The organism is Kitasatospora sp. NPDC059146, from assembly GCF_042786665.1.
GTDB lineage: Bacteria > Actinomycetota > Actinomycetes > Streptomycetales > Streptomycetaceae > Kitasatospora.
The window spans coordinates 26,050-34,818 of record NZ_JBHZCY010000098.1 but is presented as its reverse complement, the minus strand read 5'-3'; the positions used below and the strand labels follow the sequence as shown (position 1 = coordinate 34,818).

General features: G+C 74.3%; 8 protein-coding genes. 3 read left to right on the top strand and 5 right to left on the bottom strand.

From position 1 onward, the window contains the following. Positions 1–112: 112 nt before the first annotated feature. The 3 genes from ACFXPX_RS31720 to ACFXPX_RS31710 all read right to left on the bottom strand — a co-directional run bounded on the left by ACFXPX_RS31720 (position 113) and on the right by ACFXPX_RS31710 (position 3,667). Positions 113–1,243, bottom strand: coding sequence for an aminotransferase class I/II-fold pyridoxal phosphate-dependent enzyme (locus ACFXPX_RS31720; protein ID WP_380591136.1), 1,131 nt, complete (start codon positions 1,241–1,243; stop codon positions 113–115). A gap of 10 nt (positions 1,244–1,253) precedes the next feature. After that, on the bottom strand, positions 1,254–1,898 hold the full coding sequence (locus ACFXPX_RS31715; protein ID WP_375886716.1) for a transcriptional regulator: 645 nt from the start codon (positions 1,896–1,898) through the stop codon (positions 1,254–1,256). A gap of 119 nt (positions 1,899–2,017) precedes the next feature. Next, on the bottom strand, positions 2,018–3,667 hold the full coding sequence (locus ACFXPX_RS31710; protein WP_380644224.1) for a beta-propeller fold lactonase family protein: 1,650 nt from the start codon (positions 3,665–3,667) through the stop codon (positions 2,018–2,020). A 287-nt stretch (positions 3,668–3,954) separates the two neighbouring features. Between ACFXPX_RS31710 and ACFXPX_RS31705 the strand changes: the two genes are divergently transcribed. Further along, entirely contained in the window at positions 3,955–4,398 is a 444-nt protein-coding gene (locus tag ACFXPX_RS31705; protein WP_375886713.1) for an RrF2 family transcriptional regulator, read from the top strand. Between the two features lie 87 nt (positions 4,399–4,485). Beyond that, positions 4,486–5,667, top strand: a complete 1,182-nt coding sequence (locus ACFXPX_RS31700) for a globin domain-containing protein (protein ID WP_380644223.1) — start codon at positions 4,486–4,488, stop codon at positions 5,665–5,667. Positions 5,668–5,739: 72 nt separating this feature from the next. Here ACFXPX_RS31700 and ddaH read toward each other — a convergent pair whose 3' ends face one another. Both ddaH and ACFXPX_RS31690 read right to left on the bottom strand, forming a co-directional pair. Next, positions 5,740–6,564, bottom strand: a complete 825-nt coding sequence (ddaH, locus tag ACFXPX_RS31695) for a dimethylargininase (protein WP_375886707.1) — start codon at positions 6,562–6,564, stop codon at positions 5,740–5,742. Between the two features lie 237 nt (positions 6,565–6,801). Next, the gene (locus ACFXPX_RS31690) at positions 6,802–7,683 is read right to left on the bottom strand and encodes an MBL fold metallo-hydrolase (protein WP_380532592.1); all 882 of its coding nucleotides are present in this window, start codon (positions 7,681–7,683) and stop codon (positions 6,802–6,804) included. A 224-nt stretch (positions 7,684–7,907) separates the two neighbouring features. On the opposite strand from ACFXPX_RS31690, the gene ACFXPX_RS31685 reads away from it, so the two are divergent. Beyond that, positions 7,908–8,690 carry an SGNH/GDSL hydrolase family protein gene (locus tag ACFXPX_RS31685; protein ID WP_375886702.1) on the top strand — a complete coding sequence of 261 codons (783 nt, stop codon included), beginning with the start codon at positions 7,908–7,910 and terminating at the stop codon, positions 8,688–8,690. The last annotated feature ends 79 nt before the right edge of the window (positions 8,691–8,769 follow it).

Genomic DNA, 8,769 nt, shown 5'->3' with positions numbered 1-8,769 from the left:
GGACACCGATTCGGTGTCCCGGCCCCGCGCCGTGTCCACCCGGCCGCCCCCGTCCGGATGCCTCCCGCCCGCCCGCCTCCCGCCCGGGCCGTCGCCGGCGGGGCAGGACGGCTCAGCGCTTGCGCAGCCAGTCGGCGAAGGCCTCCAGCGCCGGGCCCGGGTCACGGCGGCCGACGCCGATCCGGAAGCGGTCGGCCGGGGTGGGGGTGAGCTCGGAGCGGAACATGCTCGCGGGCATCAGCAGCACGCCGGCCTGCTCGACCAGCGCGGTGCAGAAGTCCTCCACGCCGTCCGGTCCGAGGTAGCGCGGGTAGGCCACGCAGCCGCCGTCCGGGGCGCGCCAGTCGAAGAGTTCGGGGAACTCGGCGAAGAAGGCGTCGAAGTGCGGCAGGTTCGCCGCGATGACCGCCCGGTTGCGGGCGAGGATCCCCTCCCGGGCGGTGATCGCGATCCGGGCCAGCACCTCGCTCGGGGCGGAGTTGCAGATGGTGGTGTAGTGCTTGGCCCGCTCCAGCCGGGTGCGCAGCTCGCGGTCCCGGCAGGCGATCCAACCGATCCGCAGGCCGGGCAGGCCGAGCGACTTGGAGGTCACGTTGAGCGAGAGCGCGGTGGCCGAGAGGTCGGCGGCCTGCGGCAGGATGCGGGCCGGGTCGCGTTCCAGGCCGCGGTAGACCTCGTCGGAGAACAGCCGGATGCCGCGCTCCTCGCAGAGTCCGGCGAGCCGGGCGAGGTCGGCGGCGTCGATCAGGGTGCCGGTCGGGTTGTTGGGGAAGTTGACCGAGAGCACCTTGGTGTTCGGCCGCAGCGCCGCCTCGACCGCGTCCAGGTCGAGCGCCCAGTCCTGCCGCTCGTCCAGGGCGACGCCGGTGACCTCGCAGAGCGAGAGCGGAACGGTCTCCGCCGACTGGTAGTTGGGGGTCACCACCACCGCGTGGTCGCCCGGCTCCAGCAGCACCTGCATGGCGAGGTTGATCCCCTCCTGGGCGCCGCCGAAGCAGATCACGTCGTCCGCGTCGACCCGCTCGTACATCCCGGCGATCGCCCGCCGCAGGCCCGGGTCGCCGAAGGTCTCGGTGTAGCCGAGCGCCAGGGTGTCCCAGGCCTCGCGGTCCTCCGGGCCGGCCAGGGCGAGGAGTTCGGCCATCGTCATGGTCTGGGCGTCGGAGGCGGTGAGGTGGTGTCGGGCGGTGAACTCCCAACGGGTGAAGTAGGTTTCGAGCCGGAAGTCGGGCAGCTGGGTCATCGGGTGCTCCTCAGTTCTTCCTGGGCACGGCGGGGTGCTTGAGCTCGGCGAGCAGGGCGTAGGCGGTGGAGCGGGAGATCCGCAGTGCCACGGCCACGGCGGGGACGGCGCGGCGGACGGCGAACACCCCGGCCGCGTCCAGTTCGCGCAGCACGGCGAGCCGGTCCTCGCGGGTGAAGCGCTCCAGCGGGCGGCCCTGGGCGCGGACGTGGCCACCGACCACGTCGTTGATCCGCTCCGTCCAGTCGCGTTCGAACAGCGGCTCGGGGCGGGGGGCGGTGGGGGCGGCGAAGTTGGCCAGCAGGGCGGCGGCCTGGTCCAGTGGGCCGCGGTCCAGGTTGACGCAGAGCACCGCCGAGGGCCGGCCGGCGTCGTCCCGCAGCACCGCGCTGACCGAGGACAGCCGCCGGCCGTCCGGCAGCAGCTTCTCGTACGGCCCGTAGACGTCCGGGGCCGAGGGGTCCAGTTCGTCCAGCTCGCCGAGCAGGGACGGGTCGCCGGGCGCGCGCGGGGTCAGCGGGTTCCAGATGGCCAGCACCCGGTCGGTGGCGGTGTCGTGCAGGACCACCTCGGCGTACGGCCCCAGCAGCTGGGCGACCGCGCGGCAGACCGGCGACCAGGTCCGCACGCGTGGGTCGGGGGTTTCGGCAGGCATGGCTGGACTGTACGTCCGATCCGGACACGTAGTCCAGGAGGAAGGGCGGGAGCGGGCACGGAGAGGCCCCGCCCGGCGGTCCGGACGGGGCCTCCGAGGGGGCGCCCAGCAACAGGTGATCAGCGGCAGGTGATCAGCAGGCCGAGGACGGAGGTGCAGCTGCGGGTCGCCTTGCTGGTGGCGGGCGAGGGGTCGGCGGGGGCGCCGGCGGTGCGGGCCACGGTGACGTCCCAGGAGGTGACCAGGCTCAGCGCGCCGACCCGGACGGAGAAGTGCCGGGTGGTACTGGCGCCCTTGGCGAGCGGGGCGGCCAGCGTGCAGGTGAGCTTGCCCGCCGCGACCGTGCAGTCGGCCGAGGTGCTGGTCAGCCCGGTGGGCAGGGCCGCGGCGACGGTGGCCGCCGTGATCGGGTCCGGGCCCTGGTTGGTGAGGGTGACGGTGTAGTCGACCCGGCCGGAGAGCAGGTCGGTGACCGGGGTCGCGGTGAGCGCGACGGCCAGGTGGGCGCTGGGCGCGGTGTAGCCGAAGCGGTCGGCGGCGACGGCGGCGCTGGTGCCGCCGGGCGTGGTGACCTGGACGTCGACCGGGCCGGTCACGGTGGTGGCGGGGGCGGTCGCGGTGCAGCTGGTCTTCGTGCAGCTGAACGAGGTGGCCGGGCCGGCCGCGCCGAAGGTGACGGCGGTGGCGCCGTTGAGGTCGGTGCCGGCGATGGTCACCGTGGTGCCGCCGACCCCGGAGCCGCCGTTCGGGCTGATCCCGGTCACCACGGGCACCGGCAGCGGGAAGTTCAGCACGTCGACGGCGTCGCCGGTGAAGTCGGCGAGGTAGCCGCGCCGCCCGTCGGCGCTCAGCGCCAGGGTGTACGGACTGGCACCCACCGGGACGGTCGCGGTGACGGTCCGGCTGGCCGCGTCGATGACGCTCAGCGTGTTGTCGGCGTAGTTGGAGACGTAGGCGGTGGAGCCGTCCGGAGCGAGGGCCACCGCGTAGGGGCCGTTGCCGACCGTGACGGTGCCGACCAGGGTGTTGGCGCCGGTGTCGAGCACGGCGGCCGTGGTGTCGTCCCCGTCGGCGGCCCACAGCCGGCTGCCGTCGGGGCTGAGCGCCAGGCCGAAGGCGCTGTGGCCGACCGCGACGGTGGCGCTCACCGCGTTGCTCGCGGTGTCGACCACGTTCACCGCCTTGGCGCCGGAGGCGGCGACGTACAGCCGCTTGCCGTCGGGCGAGACGGCAAGCCCGTGCGGCTCGGCCCCGACCGGGACGGTGGCGGTGACGGTGTTGCTCGCGGTGTCCAGCACGCTGACGGTGCCGGCCCCGGCGTTGCTGACGTAGGCGCGGGTGCCGTCCGGCGAGAGCGCCAGGCCCCAGGGCTGGACGCCGACCGGGACGGTCGCGGTGACGGTGCCGCTCGCGGTGTCCACGACGCTGACCGCGTTGTCCAGGTGGTGGGTCAGGTAGGCGTGCTTGCCGTCGGGCGAGACGGCGACCGCGTACGAGCCGGTGCCGGCGGTGAAGCTGCCGGTCACCGTCCGGCTCGCGGTGTCGAGCACGCTGACCGTGCCGGTGCTCTGGCTGGTCACGTAGGCCCGGGCGCCGTCCGGAGTGAGCGCCACACCGGCCGGGTAGGGCGCCACCGGCACGTGGGCCGCCACGGTCGGCGGGGGCGCGGCGGCCTCGGCGGTGGCGGGCTGGGAGAGCAGCGCGGCCGTGGCTGCGGATATCGCCGCCACGGCCGTCCAGGTGCGCCGGGGTGCGCGCGGTGATCTCACGGATTCTCCAGGGGAGGTCGAACCAGGGGGAGGTGGTGAAGGGTGATGCCGAAGGGATGTGGCTCCGGAGCCGCTGCGAAGCGTAGATCGGGTGGTGACGGCACGTCAGGAGTTGATCGGTAATGTCGCCAACTGTTCAGATTCGACCGGGATGCGCTCGGATCGCAGTCGGGATCGCGGTCGGGATCACCGCCGGGATCGCAGTCGGGGTCGCGGTCGGGGTCACCGCCGGATCGCCTCGTGCGGGAAATTGGAGTTCTGGAGTCGTATTCGATAGCGTTTCGAACGTGAGGCTGACCAAGAGCACCGACATCGCCCTCCGCATCGCCATGCGGCTCGCCGTGATCGGCGAGGGCGAGAACCCGACCACCCGCGAGGTGGCCGAGTCGGTCGGCGTGCCGTACACCCACGCGGCCAAGGTGGTCAGCAGGCTGCAGCACCTCGGGGTGGTGGAGGCCCGGCGCGGACGCGGCGGCGGGCTGATGATCACCTTCGCCGGGCGGACCGGCTCGCTCGGCCTGCTGCTGCGCGAACTGGAGGGCGTCGGCGACGTGGTCGGCTGCGAGGACGACCCGCCGTGCCCGCTGCGGGCCGCCTGCCGGCTGCGCGGGGCGCTGCGCACCGCCCAGGAGGCGTTCTTCGCCGCGCTCGACCCGCTCAGCATCGACCAGCTGGTGGCCTCCCCCACCGGACCGGTCCTGCTCGGCCTCACCGCCCGACCCGCCGACTGACCCCGCCCCCGAGGGGTCGGCCGGCGCCCACGGCATTAAATAAGAGTCTCAGATACCAGTTCTCAGCTACCGTCAGGAGCTCCTCCGATGCTGTCCGCGAAGTCCGCCGAGGTCGTCGAGGCCACCCTGCCCGTCGTGGGCGGCGCGATCGGTGACATCACCCCGCGCTTCTACGACCGGCTGTTCGCCGCCCACCCCGAGTTGCTGCGCGACCTCTTCAACCGGGGCAACCAGGCCAACGGCACCCAGCGCGAGGCGCTGGCCGGCTCGATAGCCGCCTTCGCCTCCGCGCTGATCGCCCACCCCGACCAGCGGCCGGACGCGATGCTCGCCCGGATCGCCCACAAGCACGTCTCGGTCGGCATCGAGAGCGCCCAGTACAAGATCGTCCGCGAGCACCTGTTCGCGGCGATCGTCGAGGTGCTCGGCGAGGCCGTCACCCCGGAGGTCGCCGCCGCCTGGGACGAGGTGTACTGGCTGATGGCCAACGCGCTGATCGCGATCGAGGACCGGCTGCGCGCCGAGGCCGCGGCCGGCGGCGACCCGGCCGACCTGTGGCGCCCGTACACGGTGATCGCCCGCCATCAGGAGACCTCGACCGTCACCAGCTACCTGGTCCGCCCGGCCGACGGCCGCCCCGCCCCCGCCTCCCGCCCCGGCCAGTACGTCTCGGTGCGCACCCGCCTCGCCGACGGCGCCCACCAGATCCGCCAGTACAGCCTGTCCGGCGGAGCCGACGGCGCCCTGCGGTTCAGCGTCAAGCGCGAGCCCGGCGGCGAGGTCTCCGGACACCTGCACGACCACCTGCACGCCGGCGACACCGTCGAACTGGCGCCCCCGCTCGGCGACATCAGCCTCGCCGACGGCGACGGCCCGGTGCTGCTCGCCTCCGCCGGCATCGGCAACACCCCGATGACGGCGATGCTCGACCACCTCGCCGCCACTGGCTCCACCCGGCGGATCGTCTCGGTGCACGGCGACCGCGACCAGCTCAGCCACGCCTTCCGCGCCGACCTGGAGCAGCTGACCGCCCGGCTCGCCGACGCCGACGCCCACGTCTTCTACGAGCAGCCGCTCGGCGACTGGCCGGCCGAGCGCACCGGCCTGGTCGACCTGTCGACCGTCGAGGTCCCGGCCGGCACCACCGCCTACCTGTGCGGACCGCTGCCCTTCCTGCGCGCCGTACGCGGCCAACTGCTCGCGGCGGGCGTCCCGGCGGCGGACATCCACTACGAGGTGTTCGGGCCGGACCTCTGGCTGGGCGCCTGACGTCCCACGGTTCGGCGGCCCGCTCGGTACGGCCATGGGCGGGCCTCCGCCGCTTCCGGCGTCCGGGTGCGGTCAGAGCCTGAGCTCCAGGGTGCAGCACTTCGCCCCGCCGCCGCCCTTGAGCAGCTCGGAGACGTCCACCGGGATCGGCTCGTAGCCCTCCTCGGCGAGCCGGCCGGCCAGGTTCTTGGCCGTGTCCGGGAGCAGCACCCGGCGGCCGTCCGAGACCGCGTTCAGTCCGAACACCTCGGCGTCGGCCCGGTCGGCGAGGATCGCGTCCGGGTAGAGGGTGCGCAGCACGGAGCGGCTGTGGGCGTCGAAGGCCTCCGGGTAGTACATGACGTGGTCGTCGGAGAGCACGGCCAGTGCGGTGTCCAGGTGGTAGAAGCGCGGGTCGACCAGGGTCAGGCTGACCACGGGGACGCCGAACAGTTCCTCCGCCTCGGCGTGGGCGGCCCGCGAGGTGCGGAAGCCGGTACCGGCGAGCACCCGGCGCCCGACCACCAGGTGGTCTCCCTCGCCCTCGTTGACGTACCCGGCGCGGCGCACCGCGCGGTAGCCGTGCAACCGGAACCAGGACTGGTAGGCCTCGGACTCGGCGGCCCGCTCCTGGTGGCGGAAGGTCGCCACCAGGGCCCGGCCGTCCAGGACGGTCGCCCCGTTGGCGGCGTAGACCATGTCGGGCAGGCCGGGCACCGGGTCGATCAGCTCGACGGTGTGGCCGAGGCGGCGGAAGGTGCGGTGCAGGCGCTCCCACTGGCGGACGGCGAGCGCGGTGTCGGTGGGCTGCGCCGGGTCCATCCACGGGTTGATCGCGTAGTCCACCGTGAAGTACGTCGGCCGGCACATCAGGTAGCGCCGGGGCCGCGCCGTACGTGCCGGGGTGTGCGTGGGCATTGCTCAACCGTCCTAGGATCGCGGGGAGTTCGGGTGCGGAGCTGCGGGTCGCTGCTCAGGCGGCTGCCCCGCGATCCCCGCTCGCACACCCGCGCGGGCGCCCCCGGCGGGCGCAACCCCCCGCGCACCCGGCGCGAGCCCCGGCGCACGGACCGGCGGGCCGCACCGGTCGCCGACGGCCCGGAGTCGGCTCAGCGGCGGGCCGGGCCGGATCGGTTCACCGGCGGGCCGCACCGGTCACCAGCGCACCGCGGCGAAGTCCACCGGCTCGGTCCGCAGTGCGCGGGCCCGGACGGCGAGGGCGCGCAGCCGGCGGTCCGCTTCCTCGGCGGGCATCCGGTGCTTGTCGCCGTGGCCGGGCAGCAGCCACTCGAAGCGCAGCGCGTCCAGGCTGCGCTCCAGCGAGGCCGCCTGCTCCTCGATCGAGTACCAGGTCACCGCCTCCTGCACCTCGATGTCCCGGTTGGTGCGGGACCAGTACAGGCTGTCGCCGGTGAAGCAGTACCGCTCGTCGGCGACGTACAGCACGCTGCCGCGGGTGTGGCCGGGGAAGGGGTGGGCGACCAGGCCGGGCGAGACCTCCACCGGGGCGGTGCCGCGCAGCACCCGGTCGGCGTCCGGGGCGGCGGCGAGGTCGCCCTCGTGGATCCAGAGCCGGGCGCCCAGCCGGTCGGCGTAGGCGCGGCCGTGCGCCGCGTGGTCGCGGTGGGTGAGCAGGACGTCGGTGACCGGGCCGAGCGCCTCGTAGCGGGCCGCGAGGGCCTCGCTCCAGCGGGGCGTGTCGATCATCGCCCAGCCGTGGGGGCGGCGGCAGAGGTAGGCGGTGGCCCCCGCGGTCCGCCGGGAGTTGTGGCCCAGCAGCAGCACCTCGCCGGCCTCGTCGAGGGCCAGCGGGAAGGGGTCGGTGGCCCGGTCGAGCGGGCCGTCGCCGGGGCGGATGGAACGGGTCGGGCAGGCGTGGGCGGCGGCGAGCAGTTGGCGGCGCTCGGCCTCGTCGCGCGGCTGGCGGACCAGTTCGGACTTGCGGTCGCGCTCCCGGATCAGGTCGGGCGCGAGCTGCCGGGCGACGTCGCAGTTGGTGCAGCGGTCGTCGACGGTCCAGTGCTCGGAGCTGTTCATGGCCGGTGCTCCCCCAGGGAAGGTACGGCGGCCGGAGCGGCGCGCCGTCCTTCGAGCATCGTCCGGGCGCGCCGGAAAGCGGAAGGGGGAGCGGACCTTGTGCTTTGCCGGAGCGGCCGCTCTGCCGCCCGGGCGGGGCCGTAGAGCGTACGTGGCCCATCTCACGTTCCGCCAGGCTCACCTACGGTGGCGTAGGTCACTTGAATGGGTGAACTATCTCTTTCATGCCGAACCTCCAGGAGACCCTTGACCTCAGTTCGTACGCCGCCCTCGGGGACAGCTTCACCGAGGGCCTGAACGACCCCGGTGCCGACGGCGCGTTCGCCGGCTGGGCCGACCGCCTGGCCGGGCTGCTTTCCGACGGGCGGCCGCCGGGCGGGTTCCGCTACGCCAACCTGGCGGTGCGGGGGCGGCTGTTGGACCAGATCGTGGCCGAGCAGGTGCCGCAGGTCCGCCGGCTCCAGCCCGACCTGGTCACCTTCTGCGCCGGCGGCAACGACATCCTCCGGCCCGGCAGCGACCCGGACGAGGTGGCCGTCCGCTTCGAGGCCGCCGTCGCCCAACTCGCCGAGAACGCCGGGACGGTGCTGATCTGCACCGGCTTCGACACCCGCGAGGTGCCGCTGATCAAGCACCTGCGCGGCAAGATCGCCACCTACAACGGCCACATGCGGGCCGTCGCCGACCGCTACGACTGCAAGGTCGCCGACCTGTGGTCGCTGCGCGCGGTGCAGGACCGCCGGGCCTGGAGCGAGGACCGGCTGCACCTCTCCCCCGAGGGCCACCAGCGGGTCGCCCTGCTGGCCGCCCGCTCGCTCGGCCTGCGCACCCAGGACGACCCGGAGGCCCCGTGGCCGACCGCCCGCGCGCTCACCCCGGCCGACCAGCGGCGGGAGAACCTCCAGTGGGCGCGGGAGTTCCTGATCCCCTGGGTCGGCCGGCGCCTGCGCGGGGAGTCCTCGGGCGACCACGTGGAGGCCAAGCGGCCCGACCTGCTGCCGCTCTGACTTCTCGTCAGGAATGACGGACCGTCAATACTGATGCCCTGTCAGGCGCCGGGCGCGGGGGCCCCGGCCGGCCCACCCG